18 protein-coding genes and 1 tRNA gene are annotated in these 19,130 nt (G+C 37.5%); 2 read left to right on the top strand and 17 right to left on the bottom strand.

Translation table 11 applies throughout. The features are described from left to right. Positions 1 to 5: 5 nt before the first annotated feature. The 8 genes from ACYQ3P_RS09565 to ACYQ3P_RS09530 form a co-directional block, all read right to left on the bottom strand. On the bottom strand, positions 6 to 1,286 hold the full coding sequence (locus tag ACYQ3P_RS09565) for a homoserine dehydrogenase (protein WP_460177669.1): 1,281 nt from the start codon (positions 1,284 to 1,286) through the stop codon (positions 6 to 8). 9 nt (positions 1,287 to 1,295) lie between these two features. Further along, positions 1,296 to 2,507 carry an alanine transaminase gene (alaC, locus tag ACYQ3P_RS09560; protein WP_460177668.1) on the bottom strand — a complete coding sequence of 404 codons (1,212 nt, stop codon included), beginning with the start codon at positions 2,505 to 2,507 and terminating at the stop codon, positions 1,296 to 1,298. A 52-nt stretch (positions 2,508 to 2,559) separates the two neighbouring features. Next, a complete protein-coding gene (locus ACYQ3P_RS09555; RefSeq protein WP_460177667.1) occupies positions 2,560 to 3,708 on the bottom strand; it encodes an iron-containing alcohol dehydrogenase in 1,149 nt (382 codons plus the stop codon). A gap of 443 nt (positions 3,709 to 4,151) precedes the next feature. Then, positions 4,152 to 5,000, bottom strand: coding sequence for a lipoyl synthase (gene lipA / locus ACYQ3P_RS09550; RefSeq protein ID WP_460177666.1), 849 nt, complete (start codon positions 4,998 to 5,000; stop codon positions 4,152 to 4,154). Positions 5,001 to 5,043: 43 nt separating this feature from the next. Then, entirely contained in the window at positions 5,044 to 5,247 is a 204-nt protein-coding gene (locus tag ACYQ3P_RS09545; protein ID WP_460177665.1) for a cold-shock protein, read from the bottom strand. A 113-nt stretch (positions 5,248 to 5,360) separates the two neighbouring features. After that, on the bottom strand, positions 5,361 to 6,131 hold the full coding sequence (gene mazG / locus ACYQ3P_RS09540; RefSeq protein WP_460177664.1) for a nucleoside triphosphate pyrophosphohydrolase: 771 nt from the start codon (positions 6,129 to 6,131) through the stop codon (positions 5,361 to 5,363). Then, entirely contained in the window at positions 6,124 to 6,873 is a 750-nt protein-coding gene (locus ACYQ3P_RS09535) for a nucleotide-binding protein (protein WP_460177663.1), read from the bottom strand. Before ACYQ3P_RS09535 ends, mazG begins: the two co-directional genes overlap by 8 nt. Further along, complete coding sequence (locus tag ACYQ3P_RS09530) at positions 6,870 to 7,520, bottom strand: HAD-IA family hydrolase (RefSeq protein ID WP_460177662.1); 651 nt, start codon at positions 7,518 to 7,520, stop codon at positions 6,870 to 6,872. Before ACYQ3P_RS09530 ends, ACYQ3P_RS09535 begins: the two co-directional genes overlap by 4 nt. Before the next feature lie 503 nt (positions 7,521 to 8,023). Between ACYQ3P_RS09530 and ACYQ3P_RS09525 the strand changes: the two genes are divergently transcribed. Continuing rightward, a complete protein-coding gene (locus ACYQ3P_RS09525; RefSeq protein WP_460177661.1) occupies positions 8,024 to 8,392 on the top strand; it encodes a DnaJ family domain-containing protein in 369 nt (122 codons plus the stop codon). Between the two features lie 754 nt (positions 8,393 to 9,146). Here ACYQ3P_RS09525 and ACYQ3P_RS09520 read toward each other — a convergent pair. Continuing rightward, a tRNA-Ser gene (locus ACYQ3P_RS09520) sits at positions 9,147 to 9,233 on the bottom strand. Positions 9,234 to 9,269: 36 nt separating this feature from the next. Between ACYQ3P_RS09520 and mnmA the strand changes: the two genes are divergently transcribed. Next, positions 9,270 to 10,298, top strand: a complete 1,029-nt coding sequence (mnmA, locus tag ACYQ3P_RS09515; protein WP_460177660.1) for a tRNA 2-thiouridine(34) synthase MnmA — start codon at positions 9,270 to 9,272, stop codon at positions 10,296 to 10,298. On the opposite strand, the gene argC is transcribed toward mnmA, so the two are convergent. The 8 genes from argC to ACYQ3P_RS09475 form a co-directional block, all read right to left on the bottom strand. Beyond that, entirely contained in the window at positions 10,273 to 11,313 is a 1,041-nt protein-coding gene (gene argC / locus ACYQ3P_RS09510; protein ID WP_460177659.1) for an N-acetyl-gamma-glutamyl-phosphate reductase, read from the bottom strand. The genes mnmA and argC overlap by 26 nt on opposite strands. Before the next feature lies 1 nt (position 11,314). Next, on the bottom strand, positions 11,315 to 11,704 hold the full coding sequence (rpsI, locus tag ACYQ3P_RS09505; protein ID WP_460177658.1) for a 30S ribosomal protein S9: 390 nt from the start codon (positions 11,702 to 11,704) through the stop codon (positions 11,315 to 11,317). Between the two features lie 11 nt (positions 11,705 to 11,715). Then, positions 11,716 to 12,147, bottom strand: coding sequence for a 50S ribosomal protein L13 (gene rplM / locus ACYQ3P_RS09500; RefSeq protein ID WP_460177657.1), 432 nt, complete (start codon positions 12,145 to 12,147; stop codon positions 11,716 to 11,718). Positions 12,148 to 12,601: 454 nt separating this feature from the next. Beyond that, positions 12,602 to 14,191, bottom strand: a complete 1,590-nt coding sequence (locus ACYQ3P_RS09495; protein WP_460177656.1) for a methyl-accepting chemotaxis protein — start codon at positions 14,189 to 14,191, stop codon at positions 12,602 to 12,604. 20 nt (positions 14,192 to 14,211) lie between these two features. Further along, positions 14,212 to 15,591 (bottom strand): NADH-quinone oxidoreductase subunit N, encoded by a 1,380-nt coding sequence (locus ACYQ3P_RS09490; protein ID WP_460177655.1) that lies wholly within the window; start codon positions 15,589 to 15,591, stop codon positions 14,212 to 14,214. A 10-nt stretch (positions 15,592 to 15,601) separates the two neighbouring features. After that, positions 15,602 to 17,095 carry an NADH-quinone oxidoreductase subunit M gene (locus tag ACYQ3P_RS09485; RefSeq protein ID WP_460177654.1) on the bottom strand — a complete coding sequence of 498 codons (1,494 nt, stop codon included), beginning with the start codon at positions 17,093 to 17,095 and terminating at the stop codon, positions 15,602 to 15,604. 10 nt (positions 17,096 to 17,105) lie between these two features. Beyond that, positions 17,106 to 18,878, bottom strand: coding sequence for a Na(+)/H(+) antiporter subunit D (locus ACYQ3P_RS09480; RefSeq protein WP_460178074.1), 1,773 nt, complete (start codon positions 18,876 to 18,878; stop codon positions 17,106 to 17,108). Then, positions 18,871 to 19,122: a hypothetical protein gene (locus tag ACYQ3P_RS09475; RefSeq protein ID WP_460177653.1), complete on the bottom strand. Its 252-nt coding sequence runs from the start codon at positions 19,120 to 19,122 to the stop codon at positions 18,871 to 18,873. Before ACYQ3P_RS09475 ends, ACYQ3P_RS09480 begins: the two co-directional genes overlap by 8 nt. Positions 19,123 to 19,130: the final 8 nt, after the last annotated feature.

Below are 19,130 nucleotides of genomic sequence, written 5' to 3'. Positions count from 1 at the left end.
ACCAATCAAGGTTCCTGTCCTTCAACTCTTATGAATACGCTTTTGTCTGCCACAACTGGAAGTTTATCAATCTTCTCAAGGGCTTCCTTGACATTCTTTTCCTTTGCCTTATGAGTAAGTATTACCAATGGAACAGCACCAGCCTTTGACCTTCCCTTTTGTATTACAGAAGCAATGCTTATGTTATGTTCACCAAAAACGCCTGAAATTTTTGAAAGAACGCCGGGTCTATCATATGCGGTAAATCTAAAATAGTATATGCTTTCTATATCATCAATTGGTTTGATTTTATAATCTGCAGAAAAATCAAGGGGAAGAGAATTTGCACCCTTTGCAATATCAACAATATCAGCCACAACAGCGCTACCTGTAGGCATACTGCCAGCTCCCCTTCCGTAATAAAGAGTGGCGCCAACGCTATCGCCTTCAACATATATGGCATTGAAAACTCCATCCACCTTTGCAATGAGATAATCCTCAGGAACCATAGTAGGATGAACTCTCAACTCAATCTCTCCGTCAAGAATTTTAGTTATAGCAAGCAGCTTAATTTTGTAGCCAAACTCCTTAGCAAATGCTATATCTTGGGCTGTAATCTTTGTAATACCTTCGCAATAGGCTTTCTTGAAGCTAAGGGGAATACCATAGGCAAGGGAGGCAAGTATCGTTATCTTATGCGTTGAATCTATTCCTTCAATGTCAAGCGTTGGGTCTGCCTCTGCATAGCCGAGTTGTTGTGCTTCTCTTAAGGCATCCTGAAAATCTAGTCCTTCGTTGGTCATTCTTGTGAGAATGTAGTTCGTAGTCCCATTGATAATGCCATAAATTGCAAGCATCTTATTTGCAACAAGCCCTTCGCGCATAACTTTTATAATTGGAATTCCACCACCCACGCTTGCCTCAAAACCAACTTGAAGTCCCTTTTCCTTTGCGAGGGCAAATATATCATTTCCGTCTTCTGACAGAAGTGCTTTGTTTGCAGTAACTACATGCTTGCCGTGTTTTAAGGCTTCAAGTATGAAATCCTTTGCTGGATGAAATCCTCCAACAAGCTCAACAACAATATCAATTTCAGGGTCTTTTATGATTTCCCATGCATCTGTTGTAAGCACTCCTTCTGGAAGAGTTATCTCTCTTGGTCTTGTAATATCTTTGTCAGCAACTTTTTTTAAAATCAAATCAATGCCAGTTCTCTTTTTTATTAAATCCCTCTGGGTAAGAAGAATTTTTGCTGTTCCTGTTCCTACTGTGCCAAATCCAATTATTCCAACTTTTACTTGTTTCATTCTTCCTCCTCATCCAGCAACTTTTCTGATTTTTTTTGTTGAAGGCACGATATTCAATGCTTTTTTTATTCCTTTCACTGCTTGCCTAATTCTATGTTCATTTTCAACAAGTGCAAATCTGACAAAACCTTCTCCTCCTTCTCCAAAGCCTATTCCAGGAGACACTGCAACCTTTGCCTCGTTTATTAAAAACTTAGCAAACTCAAGGGAACCCATTTTCTTGAAGGGCTCTGGAATTTCTGCCCAAACAAACATGGTTGCCTTAGGAGGATCAACTTTCCAGCCAGCCTGATTTAAACCTTTTATAAGAACATCTCTTCTGCGCTCATAGGTTTTTCTTATTTCTTCAACGCAGTCCTGCGGGCCTCTAAGCGCAACTATTGAGGCAATCTGAATTGGCTGAAACATTCCATAGTCAAGATAGCTTTTTATCTTAGTCAAAGCTCCAACAATCTCCTTATTTCCAACGCAGAACCCCACTCTCCAGCCTGCCATTGAATAGCTCTTTGTCATTGAGAAAAACTCAACTCCAACATCCTTAGCTCCGGGAACCTGAAGAAAGCTTGGAGCCTTATAGTCATCAAAAACAAGGTCAGCATAGGCAAAATCGTGGATAACCATTATGTTGTTTTCCTTTGCAAAGTCAACAACTTTTTTGAAAAATTCCAAGTCCTCCACTACAGCAGTGGTTGGATTATGAGGGAAGTTTATAATGAGAATTTTCGGTCTGGGCCATGAATTTTTAAAAGCCCTTTCCAGTTCTTCAAAAAAGTCCATGCAAGGACACACGCTAAATGTTCTAACATCTCCGCCAGCAATAATTGCTCCATATGGATGAATTGGATATGCAGGAGACGGAGTAAGAACAACATCTCCGGGCTGAACAGAGGCTAAAAGTAGATGGCTTAGTCCCTCTTTTGAGCCAATAGTAACGACTGCCTCTGTTTCTGGGTCAATATCAACATCAAATCTCCTTTTGTACCACTCAGAAATTGCACATCTGAGTTGAGTAATTCCCCTTGAAGCTGAGTATCTGTGATTTTTTGGAATCTTGGCAGCTTCGCATAATTTATCAACAATGTGTTTTGGAGTTGGCAGATCAGGATTTCCCATGCCAAGGTCTATGATATCCTCGCCTCTTCTTCTAAGTTCCATTTTTAACTGGTTTACTACTGCAAAAACATAGGGAGGCAATCTTTTAATTCTCGGAAAATCAAACATTTTTTATCCTCCATTTTTATAGTGTATGTTTTTTATTTTTTTGTATTCAGACCTACTTCGTCAAGTTTAAAATTTCTGTCAACACTTCTTTTGTATAAGTTTTATCCATTTTCCATATCAAAGCAGTATTATAGGCATTCTCCACAATCTTTGGAATATCATCCTCAAAAATACCTGCATCTTTGAGGCTCACAGGAGAGCCAATTTTCTTAAACCATTCTTTAAGCCTTTCAATTCCTACATCCGCATCTGAGGTGTTGAATAGGACTTCAGAAAATCTTTTAAACTGGGCAAGATTTTTGTCCTTATACCACTTCATCCAAGCAGGAATTACAATGCTTAAAGAAGCACCGTGTGCAATGTCATAGAGAGCTCCCAAAGAATGGGCAATCATGTGATTTGGAAACTCTCCACCCCTTATTCCAATGCGAGTAAGTCCGTTAAGGGCAAGGGTTGCAGCCCACATAAATTCTGCCCGTGCATTGTAGTTTTTTCGCTCTTGTAGTATTATGTCTGTAGTTTCCATAACGGTTTTAATTATTGTTTCAATTAGCCTGTTTTGTAAATTGGGGCAATAACTACCAGTAAAATAATATTCAATAACATGGGCTATAGCATCAACTGCAGCATATGCCTGATATTGGGCAGATACGGTAAATGTAAGCTCAGGATTAAGGATTGAAACGCGGGGAAATATTGCCTCAGAACTTATTGAAATCTTTTCCTTTGTATCTTCGTTGGTGATAACAGCAAAGCCGTTCATTTCGCTTCCTGTTGCTGCAAGAGTAAGAATTACATACACTGGAAGAGCCTTTTTAATCTCCTTTTCCCTTTTGAAAAAAGTCCAAACATCCTTGTCAGTCTTAGCTCCTACTGCTATGGTTTTACCTTCATCAATGACAGAACCTCCGCCTACAGCCAAGATTGCATCCACCTTATGCTTTTTTGCCTTTTCAATGCCTTCCTTTGCATGGGAAAGCACAGGGTTTGGCTTTACACCTCCATGCTCAATGAATTCAATGCCTGCTTTTTTAAGAGAGCTGACGATTTTGTCATAAAGACCTGTTTCCTTTATTGATGATTTTCCGTAAACAAAGAGAACTCGCTCTATTTCGTCCTTATCCAGAATCTTACCGATTTTTTCCTCTGTGCCTCTGCCAAAGATAATTCTCGTTGGATTGTAAAACTCAAAATTTTCCATTTTTAAACCTCCATTTAATTACTTAACCCCTAAATCGTGCGACTCTAAAAGGTCATTGCGAGGGACTAAGTCCCGAAGCAATCTCACCCCTCACTTCTCACTTCTTACTTCTTACATTTTACGAATATTTAGAAATTGTCTCCTTTTCTCTAAGTCCCAATTATAGTGAAAAAATTCCATCAATCATTCACTATTCACCATCCACTATCCACTAATTAGAGACGGCGCCCCATCGAGGGGCTCGCAGTGACGGCGTAGTGGACTGCCACACCTTCGGCTTGCGACAGGCTTCCCCACTTCGTCATTGCGAGGAGCGACAGCGACGAAGCAATCTCCTTTTTCCCGTAACAAATGAGAGATTGCCATATCCATTTATCTCGCAACGACAAAAAAGGGAAACCTTGCAATGACCGCATAAGTATTCCTTATCCACTATCCACCAGTCACCAACCACCATCCACTATCAAATACATTTCATAAGCCCGCGTTGAACTCCTCACAAGAGGACCACTTAGCACAGCCTTAAATCCGATTTTCTTTGCATATTCAGCAATCTCTTCAAACGCCTCTGGTTTAATATATTCTACTACAGGTAAAGCTTTTTTTGAAGGTTGAAGATACTGCCCGATAGTAACAATATCACAACCAGCTTCTTTTAAATCCTGCAAAGTTTCAAATATCTCATCCATGTTCTCGCCAAGACCTACCATAAAGCCTGATTTTGTTATTATTTTTTGGTCTATTTCCTTTGCCATACGAAGAATATTTAATGAACGGCTGTAATCAGCATTTCTTACAACTCCAAAAAGCCTTTTTACAGTTTCTATATTGTGTGCAAAAACAGTTACTTCCGATGATAAAACTTTTTCAATTGAACTTTTTTTACCCTGAAAATCAGGCACTAATACTTCAACCAGAGTTTCGGGATTTATAATCTTTATCTGCCTTACTGTTTCGGCAAACTGCTCAGCTCCGCCATCAAAAAGGTCATCCCTTGTTGGAGATGTAATCACGACATATCTTAGTGATAGCTCTTTCACAGCCTCTGCAATTCTTTTAGGCTCATTAATATCAACTGGTTCTGGAAAACCTGTCTGAGAATTACAAAATTTGCATCCCCTTGTGCATTTTGTGCCAAGAATCATAAATGTAGCAGTTGGTTCTTTATAACATGATGCTCTGTTTGGGCATCTCAGAGTTTCACAAACAGTATTAAGCTTGCGATGTTTGAGATAATTTTGAGTTTTTTTTATCTCTTTAAGCTGGGTTTTTACCCAATTTGGGAGAGGCATTGGAGGAATTTATTTAAGGGGGACTGATGTCCCCCTTGATTTGTTAAATTTTTTCTACATTAACTGCTTTAGGTCCACGATCTCCATCAACAACATCAAATTTAACTCTGTCACCTTGTTTGAGAGTCTTAAATCCATCACCCTTTATTGAAGAGTAATGAACAAAGACATCCTGTCCACCATCCTGCTGGATAAATCCGAATCCCTTTGATTCGTTAAACCACTTAACACGTCCTTCAAAAGCCATACTTCTTAAAACCTCCTTTTAATCTCCCCACCTAATGGCAGGTACTAAAGCCTGCAAAATGCGAAGCTAATCTTTTATAACATGCGAGATTATAAAAAGTAAAGAAAAATTTTTTAATCCCCATTTTTAACCTTTTCCCAAATCTCGTCCATCTCTGAAAGTGTCATGTCTTTCAGGTCTTTTCCTTGCTCCTTTACAATGCTTTCAAGTTTTTTAAATCTCTCCTCAAACTTCCTATTTGTTTTTCTTAAAGCAGTCTCCGGGTCTATTTTAAGAAATCTGGCAAGATTTACAATGCTAAAAAGCACATCGCCAAGTTCTTCTTCTACTTTTTCCTTATCTCCAGAGTTAACAGCATCCCTAAGCTCAGATATTTCTTCCTGAATTTTTTCAATTACGCCTTCAACATTCTCCCAATCAAAGCCAACTTTAGCAACCCTTGACTGAATTTTATATGCCCTCAGAAGCGCTGGAAGAGCCAATGGTATACCTTCAAGAATGGATTCTCTTAGTTTACCCTCTTCCTTTTTCCTGTCATCCCACTGATTAAGAACCTCCTCAGGTGTACGAAAATCAGCATCTCCAAATACATGAGGATGCCTGCTTATCATTTTGTTTGAAATAGTATCTATCACTTCATCAATATCAAATTTGCCTTCATCCTTTGCAATTTTGCTGTGAAAAACAATCTGCAAAAGCAAATCTCCAAGCTCTTCTTTCATTCCCTTGTAGTCTTTTTTCTCAATTGCTTCAATCAATTCATAGGTTTCCTCAAGAAGATATCTCTTAAGGGAGTCATGAGTCTGAACCCTGTCCCACGGACATCCATTCTCTGAACGAAGTTTTTCCATAATTTCAACAAGTTTTTTGAATTTCTCACTCAACTTCTTCCTCCAGCAGTTGATAAAAATTTTTTATTATTGGAGAGTCTTCTGCGAGAGAGAAAATACTCTTTCCTGTCTCGCTGAGCTTTTTAACGTTCTGATCAAAATCCACATATACAACTCTTTCAAACTCTTTTCTTAAATCTTCTGGCTCTTTTATTTTGCCTGTAGCCTGATTTATGATAAAAACCTTTTTTATTTTTCCGTTTGGTGCATCTAAATTTAATTGTTTTATAAGCTCGTTTATCCGCAGAGCTGCTTGAATACTGCTTTTTGCAGGAGTGCCAATGATAAAAAGCTTATCTATTTTGCTTACTATTCCTCTGCTTATATGTTCCATACCAGCTTCGTTATCTACAACTATGTATTTGTATTGCCCTGAAATCTCTTGAAGAATTCTTTTTAAAACATTATTCACAGCACAATAACATCCACTGCCCTCTGGTCTTCCCATCACAATTAAATCAAAACCTTCTGACTCTTCAATAATTCTGTTAATTTCAATCTCAAGCCATTCATCAAGGGAAAGCCCTTCGGGTTTTCTCTGCAATGCACTATCCCTTATTTCAGCCAATGTTTCAAAATGAGAAATGCCTAATAGCTCTGGCAGGCAGAAATTAGGGTCTGCATCAACGGCAAGAACAGGCATCAAGCCCTTTTCTTTAAGATATCTGACAGTCAGAGCAGCAAGTGTGCTTTTGCCTGTTCCACCCTTTCCTGCAAAAACAATAAAGTAGCTCATTCGTGTTTGTCCAGAATAATATTTTTCAGGGCACTCAGCCTGTCAATTATAAAATCAGCATCTTGAAGAAGTTCCCTGTCTCTGTAACCATAAGTAACAGCCACTACTTTAACTCCTGCTGCTTTGCCAGTCTGAATATCAATATCACTATCACCCACTATTATTGTTTTGTCTGGTGAGGTGTTAAATTTTTTTATCGTTTCAAAAATAGGCAAAGGTGAAGGCTTTCTTTCTGAAAAGGTATCGCTTCCTGCAACAAAATCAAAATATTTCAGGATATCAAGGTGCTCCATAGTTTTTATTGTCAGTGCAGTCAATTTATTTGATATTACAGCTTTTTTAAAATCCTCAAGAGCCTCAAGGGTTTCTCTTACATCTGGATAGAGTTGCGAAAAATCCGCTATGTGTTCGTGGTAATAACTTACAAAACAATCAAGAAGCTCTTGTATTGGCATAGATACATTTCTTGCAGATAAAGCTTTTTCAATAAGACGATTTACGCCTTCTCCTACCATTTGTCTCACTTCTTCATAGGAAAAACCCTTTATTCCCTTTTTGGCAAAACAGTAATTCAAAGCCTGCCTGATATCTTCGCAGGAGTCCACCAAAGTTCCATCAAGGTCAAAAATAATTAACTCAGTCTTCATGGTTGTAACTTATTAGTATAACAATTATTTGGCTTATATCACAAAGAGCGGAAGAGTCTGAAAAATAGAGATATACACTCGCCACTGTAAACTCCCCTGTTATGAGCGATAGCATGGCAATTACCCACATCGTCACCGCGAGCCCAATGTTGCAAAGCAGTCTCTAATTGGAGATTAATGGATTTTAGATTTTGGATTTTAGGCGTTGGATGTTGGATGCTGGATTGTTTTTCTTTACAAAGCATTACCTCTCATTGCAAACCCTTTTCCAATGAAGAGATTACTTCGGATTGCTCTGTAAACCTCGTGATTACAGGAAGGAGGAGACATTGCGAGTGGTAGCCACGCCTTCGGCTCGCGTCAGTTTTAGTATCAGAAGCAATCTCATTAAAATTTCATTTACTATATTTGAAATGACAAGCTAAAAAGGGTTTTGTATAAAAAATTTCTCAAAATCCTGCTAAATAATGCTAAAATAAAAACAAAACAAAATTTTTTAAGCAATGGATATTTTTCAGAAAATAGCTGAAGAAAAAATTAGAGAAGCAATTCAACAGGGACTTTTTGATGACCTTCCCAATAAAGGAAAGCCTCTGAAATTAGAAGACTACAGTTGGGTGCCTGAAGATTTGAGGCTTGCCTTTAAGATTTTGAAAAATGCAGGATGTATCCCGCCAGAAATGGAGCTTAGAAAGGAAATAATAGACCTCAAAGAGCTTTTGAAAACAATAGACGATGATGAAGAAAGAATTAGAAGAATCAGAGAGCTTAATTTCAAACTGCTTAAGTTCAACATCGGACGAAAACGTCCTTTGTATCTTGAAGACTTTCCCGAATACGAAGACAAAATCATACAAAAATTCATTGGTTAAACATATAGGGTGAGGTTTGAATTTTTGCGTTTATCAATTCCAAATCCATCTTGTCCTTTTTATACAATTGAGAGATTGCTTCGGCATCCTTACAGATGCCTCGCAATGACCACCCTCATCGTCATTACGAAGGTGCGATAGCATCCAAAGCAAGCTCGCCTTTTTCTCGTCTCCCAACGAAGAGATCACTTCGGCTTGCTTCGCAAGCCTCGTGATGACAGGAAAAAGTTGCTTTGAAAGCCTCGTGATGACAGAAAAAAGTTGGTCGCAAGCCTTATGATGACAGGAAAGAGGAGTCATTGCGAGTGGTTGCCACATCTGCGACTCGTGACAGTTATTTTTTCGTCATTGCAAGGTATTCTCCTCCTCGTCATTGCGACTTCGAGCGAAGCGAGGAGGAAGCAATCTCGCCTTTGTTGGACATTAAAAGTAATGACAAACAATTCAAAATCCAAAATTCACCATGCACTATTCACTATGCACCAATCACTAATTAGAGACTGCTTCGCCTCCTTCGGAGGCTCGCAGTGACGAAAAAAAACAGAAGGGCTTGCAGTGATGAAAAAAGCAGAGGCTCGTAGTGACTAAATAGGGCGTCATTGCGAGGAGCGATAGCGACGAAGCAATCTCTGAAATTGCCACGCTATCGCTCGCAACAGGGAGGTTTGCAGTGACGAGTTTTTATCTATGTTTCAGCTAAAAAGTTTGACATAAAAAATCGCTCAATTCAGGTTAAAATTATTATGAAAGGCAACGGAGAGGGAGGGATTCGAACCCTCGGTGGGCTTACACCCACAGCGATTTTCGAGACCGCCCCAATCGTCCACTCTGGCACCTCTCCAGTTATAATAAAATTATATCATTTGGAGAAACCTAAATGGAAAAGATATTAGTTGCAATGAGCGGAGGTGTTGACTCCTCTACAACAGCCTATTTGCTAAAAAAGAAAGGAATGGCTGTAGAAGGAGTTTTTTTTATTCTTTACGATGAGCCTGCAAATCTTAAATTCACTCAAGAATCAGCAGAATTCCTGAATATACCCTTTCACATACAAGACCTGCGAAATCAATTTCAGACCGAAGTGGTAGAGCCCTTTTTTGAGGCATATAAAAGAGGACTTACTCCAAATCCATGTGTATTATGTAACAGAAAAATCAAGTTTCCTGCTCTAAAAAATTTGGCAGATAAAATCAATGCGCAATATTTTTCTACTGGACATTATGCAAGAATCTTAAAAATAAATAACAAGCCCTTTCTTTTCAAAGGCATTGATCCTATAAAAGACCAGTCCTACTTCCTCTATGGAATTGAAAGAGATTTCCTTGAAAGAATTCTGTTTCCTCTTGGAGAGCTTACCAAACAAGAAGTTAAAAATATAGCACAACAGGCAGGAATTCCTTCTGCTCAAGCAGAGGAAAGCGCTGAGGTTTGTTTTTTAAAGGACAAAAGATATTACGATTTCTTAAAGAAATCTGAGGAGGGTCCGATTGTTGAGATATCTACGGGAAAAATTTTAGGTCATCATAAAGGCATTCATCTTTATACAATAGGACAAAGAAAAAGGCTCGGAATAGCTTATCCTCACCCTCTTTATGTAGTTAAAATAGACCCTTCTTTGAATACTGTTTATGTCAGTTCAAAAGATATGGCTTTCATGAAAGAATTTTATGTTGAAGAACTCAACTGGCTTGCTGATTATGAAAAAAGCGAATTCTCATGCGAAGTAAAAATTCGTTATGCCATGAAGCCTGAGAAGGCTTTAGTAAATATTTTGGACGATAATAGAGTAAAAGTGTGTTTTGAAATTCCTCAGTTTGCACCAACACCGGGTCAAAGTGCTGTATTTTATAAAGGCGATATGGTATTAGGTGGAGGAATTATTACGGAGACAGTGCAAGATTTTTAAGAGCCTTTGTCTCCTCAATTTCAAACATTATATTCATGTTTTGAACAGCTTGTCCCGATGCACCTTTTACAAGGTTGTCTATCGCTGAGATGAGAATTAGACGATTTGTTCTTGGATTTACTACAGCACCAATGTAGCAATAATTAGTTCCTTTTACATACTTAATGCTTGGAATTTGTCCCTCAGGCATTATTATTACAAAGGGCTCGTTTTTGTAAAATTCCATTAGAATTTCAATCGCATCTTTTGTTGTGATGTTTTTTGTTAACTCGGCATATATTGTTGAAAGGATTCCTCTGTTTAAAGGTAAAAGATGAGTTGTAAAATCAATTGTTATAGGACTTCCAAATGCGTAGCCTAACTCCTGCTCTATCTCTGGAGTATGTCTGTGTTTAGCTACATTGTAAGCTCTAAAATCCTCATTGACCTCACAATAGCTTAAGGTTACCTCAGCCTTTCTTCCAGCACCAGAGGTGCCAGATTTTGAATCTGCAATGATTGTCTGAGGATTTAAAAGCCCTTTTTTCAAAAACGGATAAAGAGGCAAAATGACACTTGTTGGATAACATCCTGGATTTGCAATCAGTTTAGAGATCTTTATATCTTCCCTGTAAATCTCTGGCAGCCCATAAACAGCTTCATTTAGAAGATGAGGGAAAAGGTGAGTTGTTTTATACCATTTCTCGTATATACCTGAATCTTTAATCCTGAAATCTGCAGAAAGGTCTATAACCCTTTTGCCAGCATTTAAAAGTTCTGCTGCAACCTGCTGTGACTTTCCATGTGGCAAGGCAAGGAAATAAACGTCAGCTCTGTCTTTTATTTTGTTGGTATCAAGATTTTCAAATTTTAGATGGCTATAAACAAAAAAAGCAGGGAAAAGCTCATTGACCGCCATCCCTGCTGATTTTTCACTTGTAACTCCTACTATTTCAACTTCATCATGAAGCGAAAGAATTCTTAGAAGCTCACTTCCTGTATATCCACTTCCTCCACAGATAAAAACTTTAAGCATTTTATCTCTTGGAGAACTGGAATCTCTTTCTTGCCTTAGGCTGTCCGTACTTCTTTCTCTCTACTTCTCTTGGGTCTCTGGTAAGGAATCCTTCTTTTTTAAGCTTTGGCTTGAGGTCTGGATTAAGACTTACAAGGGCTCTTGCAATACCATGCCTTACTGCACCTGCCTGTCCGCTTAATCCTCCTCCATCTACATTGACGATAGCATCATACTTTCCTACAACACCTGCTACCTGAAGTGGCTGCATTAGAATCATCCTTAAGGTTTCTCTTGGAAAGTATTCTTCAACTGACTTACCATTAACGATTATCTTCCCTGTGCCAGGAGTTAAAATGACCCTTGCCACAGACCTTTTTCTTCTTCCCGTTGCTCCGTATTGACTTGCCATATTGCTTCACCTCAACTTAATTGAATTGGCTCAGGATTTTGAGCTTTATGAGGATGCTCAGAGCCTTTGTAAACTTTGAGCTTTTTTATCATTTTTCTGCCAAGCCTTGTTTTTGGAATCATTCCCCATACCGCATCAAAGATAACTTCTTCAGGTTCCCTTTCAAGCCTCTCCTTCAAAGTTTCTGCCTTAAGATTTCCCATATAACCTGTGTGGTGGTAATATACCTTATCAGTTAGTTTTTTGCCTGTGACTTTGATTTTCTCTGCATTAATGACTACTACAAAATCACCATTGTCAACATTTGGAGTATAGGTTGGCTTGTGTTTGCCCATGAGAACTTTTGCAATTCTTGCAGCAAATCTTCCAAGTGTCTGTCCAGTTGCATCAGCAATATACCATTTCCTGTTTACTTCTTCCTTTTTCACAAAAGGTGTTTTCATCTTTATACCTCACCTCAAAGATTTTTTTGGTTATAACACTAAAATAATAAAATACCTAAAAATTTAGTCATTTGTCAAATCAAGATATGGAAGTCTTTATCTTTTGCGGCGTTAAATGAAGAAGTTGAGAAATCAATATAAACATAAATTGGGGGATTCTTAAGAGTCATTGTGAGCAGAGTGAAGTAATCTCGCCTTTCTACGGCTCGTAAAAAGAGATTTCTTCGGCATAACTTCGGTCTGCCTCGCAAGGTCGGAGAGCCCGATTACCATGATTTATCTTCAGTAAGGCATGCATTTAACACTAAAAAATAGCTCAATTTAGATTCCAACTGTCATTTCAATTTTACTTCAAAAAATTTTGGGCATCAGGTCTTAATTTTTATTATAAAAGCCCAAGATTAAAGACCTGACGCCCATGTGGAGGAGGGTGGGGTATGCCAATTTTTAGATTTTAAATCTTGAAATAATCCACGCTTTCATCAAGGCTTTTCACTTCTCCATAAAGTCTTTCAACAAGAGTTCTTACATCTTGTATCATTCTAACTGTAGAATTTATAGCTTCTCTGATGCTATCCATATTTTGAGCTATTTCCTCACTTGTGGCCGAAAGTTCCTCAGTAGCTGCAGCTATTCTTTGAATCATATCCATTGCTTTTTCTGTTGCAGATACAATTTCATCAAGTGCTTTCATTGCCTCCTGAGCAAGATTTACTCCACCTTCAGCCTGAGCGCTACTTTGATTCATTGCATTTACTGAAGCATTGGATTTTGCTTGTATATTTCTTATTTTTTCACCTATCTCATCTGTTGCCTTCGCTGTTCTTTCTGCAAGCTTACGCACTTCATCCGCAACAACAGCAAAACCTCTTCCTTGCTCACCAGCCCTCGCTGCCTCAATTGCTGCGTTAAGTGCAAGCAGATTTGTCTGGTCTGCTATGTCTTTTATTGTAAGCACAATTTCTCCAATCTCCTGTGAGCTTTGTCCAAGCTCTTCAATTGTGGATGATGCTGTTCTTATTGAATTAGCAATATCAACCATTGCCTTAGCCGCCCTTTCTACAGCTTCTTTACCTTGCAATGCTTTCTCGTTTGCAGCACGAGCAGACTCCGATGAATCAGCTGCATTCTTCGCCACATCAATTATAGTCTGCGAAATCTCCTCTGTGGCTGATGCTACATGGTCAATACGAGAAAGTTGCTGAGAAGAGGTTTTCTCTAAGTTGTCAGTTTCTTTAGAAAGGGGATCAGCAATTGAATGAATATTTTTAGCAATATTTCTTATGTTTCCTATTGTTGTTCTCAAACTTGAGGTTATTCTTTGATAAATATCTCCCATTAAGTCACAGGTCTGAGTTTCTGCTCGTAAATCACCTTTTTCAAGATTATAGAAACAGGCTAAGGCTGATGACATGTTTTTGTTATAGAGTCTGTATGAGTAATAAATCATAGCACTTAGTGCTGTCAACGAAAGTAAAATAAACACAGAATAAATAATAAGATTGTTTCTTCTGTCTCTTTGAACTTTTTCACTAACTTTAATGAATTCTTTGTCTTCGGTATCAATTAATTTAAAAAGTTTATCTTTTATGTCTCTCCAAAGCTTTGTCTCTTCTACAATCTTTTGAACAGCTTCATCTTTTTTACCTTCTACTGCCAATCTCTGAATTTCCATTTTCATCTCATGGTCCTTCTGCCAAAGCTGAACTATCTGTTTAAGTTGTTCTTGCATTTCTCCTTTTGCAAGTTTCATTGCTTCTTCGTTTGCCTTGATAAATTCTTCATGGGCTTTCTGATAATTCTTTTTTGCCTGCTCATCTTTTGGATTTATAAAGACATTTCTTGTAGCCTGTCCAGTCTGAAGCCCCTGAGCATACATGTTATGAAAAGCTACTAATAATTTGGTTTCTTTACTGACAAGTTGTTGTACAGTTTCTCCTAATTTTTTTTCGTTATACCAAGTAAGTGTAAGTAATATTGAGAAAGCAACAACTACTGCGATATTAATAATTTGTAAAAGTCTTTTTACATTTAAAGCTTTCATTTATAACACCTCCCTGGGTTTTAAATGGTTAGCATAAAAATATTTGGAATTAAGCCTGCAATTAATATTACAGTCGCATTTACTCCTACTGTAAAATTAAATGAAGAATGCACAGGTAGTTTTATAGCTTCATACCTTGATTCAAAAAACATTTTCATTACTATCCTCAAATAATAAAAGGCTGAAAGAATACTAAAAATTATTCCAACTACTGCTACCCATATGTAACCAGCGTTTATAATTGATTTAAAAACTAAGAATTTAGCAACAAATCCGCCAAATGGAGGAATCCCTGCAAGAGAGAAAAGGAAAAACAACATGCAAACAGAGATATAAAGATTTGACATTGAAAGCCCAGCATAACTTTCTATTTTTTCTCCATCTGGTACTGCCATAACTGTTGCAAAAGTTCCAATATTCATAAAAGCATAAACAATCATATAAAATGAAATAGCACTGAGACTTTCCTGTGAACAAGCTATCACTGCCAGCATTACATAACCGGCATGAGCAATTGATGAGTAAGCAAGAAGTCTTTTAAGATTTTTCTGCCTCAGTGCAAGCACATTACCTATAGCTATTGTAAGAAGAGCAATAAATACAAGGAAAGGCAACCATAAATCTAGTCTTCCCTTAAATGCCTCAAAAATTACTCTTGCAATAGCTCCCACTGCAGCTGCTTTAGGTCCTACAGACATAAAAGCAGTAACAGGAGTTGGTGCTCCTTCATACACATCAGGAGACCATTGATGAAAAGGTGCGCAACCTGCCTTGAAACACAAGGCAGAAACTATAGCTAATACTCCAAAAATAAGGTAATACTGGGAAGACGAGTTTATTTCAATAAATTTAGCTACACTGATGAAATTAGTATTTCCTGTGACACCATAAATCACTGCTATGCCAAAAAGGAAAAAGGCAGATATAAAGCTTCCAAGTACATAGTATTTTATTGATGCCTCATTTGATTTTAAATCTTTAAATGCTGAACCTGCCAACAGATAAAGTCCCAAAGACATAAACTCAACAGACAAAAACAAAGTAATAAAATCTCTGCTTGATACCACAAGCATCATGGCAAGAGTGCTTAGCATCATAAGTATTGAGTACTCATAAAAAATCTCATCTTTAATCTCTTTATAACGAATAGATATAACTGTACAAAGAACAAGACTTAGGAGAGAAACGAGTTTTAATGTTTGACTAAATTGATCTGCCACAAACATGCCATTAAATATTTCGCCATAGAAATTAAATAGAGTAAATGCTGTGATTGCTGCGGTTGCAATGACTAAGAAACTATTTAATGTTCTATTTTTTATAAACAAACCTGCAACGAAATATATTAAAAAAAGTGCAGTAAAAACTATTTCAGGCAAAATTACATTGTAGTTACTCATTTTCTTCCTCCTACCTCATTGTTATTCCTGTTAGTATTATAGCATCTAAAAGATTTTTAATTGAAACCTTCATAAAACTAATCGGAACAGAAGGTTGAACTCCTATGTAAAGAACAAGAAATACGAGAGGCAAAAACATTATTACTTCTCTTAAATTTAAATCATGAAGATGCTCTTTTATCGCAGGATTAACTTCATTTAGCACAACTCTGTAGTAAAGCCAGACCATATATGTTGTCCCAAGAACAATTCCAGCAATGATCGGCACGCCAACATAAAAACTGTCCTTGAAAGCTCCAAGCATTACCAAAAGTTCTCCGATAAATGAATTCGTTCCGGGAAATCCTATTGCAGCAGCGGAAAAGAAAGTATAGAAAATTACAAAAACAGGAACTGCCTTTCCAAGTCCACCATATTTTGAAAGGTCCCTTGTATGAGTTCTTTCATAAATTGTTCCTATGCACATAAATAAAGCTCCTGTAACAATTCCGTGATTAATCATCTGAAGAACAGCGCCCTCAATGGCTGTCTGGTTAAGTGTAAAAATACCTAATGTTACAAATCCCATGTGACTGACACTTGAATAAGCAATCAATCTTTTGAAATCTGTCTGCATCAGAGTAACAAAGGCACCATAGATAATGGCAACAAGGGAAAGTACCTGCATGATAAGCTTAAGATACAGTGTAGCATCAGGACAAAAGGGAATAGAAAATCTCAAAAATCCGTAACCACCAATTTTCAGCAAAATTCCTGCAAGAATAACACTTCCTGCAGTTGGAGCCTCTGTATGAGCATCAGGTAACCATGTATGAAATGGAAACATAGGGACTTTTACAGCAAAGGCAGCAAAAAATGCAAAAAACAGCCACATTTGAAACTCAAATGGTAGTTTAACCCTGCTGAGTTCAACAACATCGAATGTTTTTCCAGCTATGAAATACAAACTGATTATACCAATGAGCATTAAAACACTGCCTGCAAAAGTAAAGAGAACAAATTTTATTGCTGCATAAACTCTATTGTAACTACCCCATATTCCAATGAGAAGAAACATTGGAATTAACATTGCTTCCCAGAAAATATAAAACAAAAACAAATCCATAGCACAAAAAACGCCTATCATGGCTATTTCCATAAGCAGTATCAGAATATAAAACTCCCTTACCCTTTCCTGAATTGCTCTCCATGAGACAAGAACGCAAAGTATGCTTATGATAAGAGTGAGCAGAACAAAAAGGATACTTATTCCGTCAACGCCCAACTTGTAGTATGCACTAATTGCAGGAATCCACTCATACTTTTCAATAAACTGAAAAACAGGATTTGTTCTATCAAAGTTAATAAACACAGGAAGAGCGACCAAAAGATTAAGAATTGTTGTGCTGAGGGCAATAAGTTTTACAGCGGTTAAATTCCTTATCAATAGTATTAACACAACTCCAATAAGTGGAAAAAATGTTATTACTGAAAGATACGGAAACTCAGTTTGTAAATCAAACATTTCTCACCCCTCAGATTACAAATGGAATAAAAATAATCAAAAACAAAATTAATATACCAATCAGCATCAGAAAAGCATAGTCATGGGCTTTACCTGTTTGAATTACCTTTATAGCATCGCTTAACCGTAATGAACTCCGTGCCATTCCATTATAAGTTCCATCAACTCCAGATGTATCAATCAGCTTGCAAAAGCTTGCTATTTTTAGTATTCCCCTTATGAATACTTTTTCATAAGCCTGTCCGATTATGTTGTATTCAGCTTTTGCAAGAACACTATCTGCAACCTTCATAAATACCTTTGCTCCTTTTCTGTAAAACCAGTCAGCATCAAGGTTTACAGAACGAATCTCTGGAGGATAAATTCCAGCAAGCATGAGCAATGTAAATGCAAGGGCAGAGAATGCAAGTAGTTGAGTCTGGTCTATAACATGAGCTGCTGTGTATGGCTCATAGTCAACAGGATAAGGAAGAATTGAGTAAAGTGGTCCGGGAAAAACTCCTATTGCAATGCACAAAAATGCAGCCATACCCATTGCCACAAGCATATGTTTAGGTGCTTCCTGCGTTCTAATACCTGAGTCATGACTGAAAAATGCAAAGAATGGTATTTTAATTCCTGAATGATGGAAAACACCGGCAGAGGCAAAAAGCAAAGCAATCCAGATAAGAAGCATTCCACCTTCTCCTGAAGCTGAAACTATCATTGATTTACTTACAAAACCACTTGTAAGAGGCACGCCTGAGATTGATGCTGCTCCTACAATACAAAATATGGTTGTAAGAGGCATTGATTTATAAAGTCCTCCTAAATCCGTTGCATTAATCTTTCCTGTTCTGTAAAGCACTGCTCCCATTGACATGAATAGCAATGCTTTGTAAAGAATATGGCAAAATGCATGGGCAACAGTTCCATTCAAGGAAAGCTGAGTTCCTATTCCTATACCAGTTACCATAAAACCCACCTGATTGATAAGACTATATGAGAGAACTCTTCTGAGATTGTTTTCAATAACAGCGTAAAATATAGGAAATGCTGTCATTAAAGCTCCTATGTATATCAAAAGTTCTGTCCCCGGAAAGCCTCTCGCAAGAACATATACTGCTGTCTTTGTAGTGTATGCAGACAGAAAAACTGTGCCCGATTCAGTTGACTCTGGATAAGCATCTGGAAGCCATGCATGAAGAACAGGAAATGCTGCGTTTACGCCAAATCCAAGAAAAATAAGCCAAGAACTCAATCCGCTTAAACCAACATAATTAAACAGTAGAGAACCTGTTTCATGGTAATGCAAAATTATTCCACCAAGCAGTAGGAGTCCACCAAAAATATGAACCATCAAATACCTAAATCCCGCTGAAATCGCTCCTTTAGTTTTTGCAGCCCACACTATGAATGCTGCAGCCAATGCCATTACTTCCCAAAATATAAAGAGAGTTACAAAATCTCCTGCAAATACAGCTCCAAGAGAACCACCTGCATAAGAAAAGGCAGACATTAAAAGAAGATTGTCTTTTACATGAAGACTGTATATACAACCGATTAGAGTAATAAGGGAAAATATATATCCAAAAGCAAGAGATAATCTGTCCACTCTTCCAAAAATAAGCTCGTAATCCAGTATTTTTACAATCCAGTATGTGCCTTCCTGCATAGTAAATACATATAGGATGGTAATTAAAGGAACAAGTATTAGGTAGACTTGCTTTATCTTGCCCTTCAAAAAAGGAATAAGAAAAGAGCCAAAAATCAGGATTAAAGAGGGCGGAATTGGATTATTCATCATAGTAGTCCTCCCGCCTCATCACTATTGGTCTAAGTATGTGTTTGGCAGCAAGAACAAGCAAAATACAGGCTACCAAGCCATATGCTCCGTAAAAAGATGGATAGCCATCAAAACCAAAATAAGCATGTTTGTGTATAAAAGGGTCAATTATAATTAGCAAAACAAGGAAACTAAAAAATATTCTCAAAATTTTCTTTAAACTTCCCGGCTTATCAAGAAAATACTCTTTATCTTTCTTCATTCTCTGCC

This window comes from Thermodesulfovibrio hydrogeniphilus (assembly GCF_054657355.1).
Note: the sequence above shows the minus strand (reverse complement) of the source record. Positions and strands in the feature narration are given on the sequence as shown.